At 68.8% G+C, this 895-nt stretch carries 1 protein-coding gene; it reads left to right on the plus strand.

The features are described from left to right. Nucleotides 1–363: 363 nt before the first annotated feature. On the plus strand, nt 364–895 hold a 532-nt coding region (locus HL671_RS08335), incomplete at its 3' end, for a condensation domain-containing protein (protein WP_470287768.1).

Consider the following 895-nt stretch of genomic DNA (forward strand, 5'->3'; position numbering starts at 1 on the left):
CCGGAGTTTTGTGGCGCAGGCACGGCTGGGGATGAGCCGTGAGCAGCACGAGACGTTCTTCCGCGAGATGCTGGGCAAGGTCGAGGAGCCGACGGCGCCGTTCGGGCTGCTGGACGTGCAGGGCGACGGGTCTGAGATCGCGGAGGCACATCTCGAACTGGCGCCTGAGCTTGCGGAGCGGCTGCGGTCGCAGGCGCGTGCGCTGGGTGTGAGTGCGGCGAGCCTGTTCCATGTGGCGTTTGCGCAGCTGNCGCGTTCGGGCTGCTGAACGTTCAGGGCGACGGCTCGTCGGTGGAAGAGGCTCGTCAGGTCTTGTCGAGCGAACTCGCGGAGCGGCTGCGGCGGCAGGCGCGGGTACTGGGCGTGAGCGCGGCGAGCCTGTTCCACGTGGCATTTGCGCAGCTGCTTGCGCGGAGCTGCGGGCGCAGCGAGGTGGTGTTCGGGACGGTGCTGTTCGGGCGGATGCAGGGCGGAGAGGGTGCGGAGCGTACGCCCGGAGTGTTCATCAACACGTTGCCGGTGCGGATCTGCATCGACGAGACAGGAGCTGCGGATGCGACGCGAGCCGTGCAGATCCGGCTGGCGGAGTTGCTGCGTCACGAGCATGCGCCGCTGGCGCTGGCGNGGGGTGCGTATTGGAAGGAGGCGTTGTCGGGCGCGCCTGCGCTTCTGGAACTGCCCTGGGACCGGCCGCGTCCGGCGGAGCAGGACCATGCCGGGGCCGTGGTGCCGATCCGGTTGGATGCGAGGCTGACCGAGGCATTGAAGGCGCTGAGCCATCGTCACGGCACGACATTGTACATGACGCTGCTGGCAGGCTGGGCGGCGCTGCTGTCGCGGCTGTCGGGGCAGAAGGATGTGGTGATCGGTAGCCCGGTTGCGAACCGTGGACGAG

Origin of the sequence: Bradyrhizobium denitrificans (assembly GCF_013179005.1) — a bacterium.
Lineage (GTDB): Bacteria > Pseudomonadota > Alphaproteobacteria > Rhizobiales > Xanthobacteraceae > Bradyrhizobium > Bradyrhizobium denitrificans.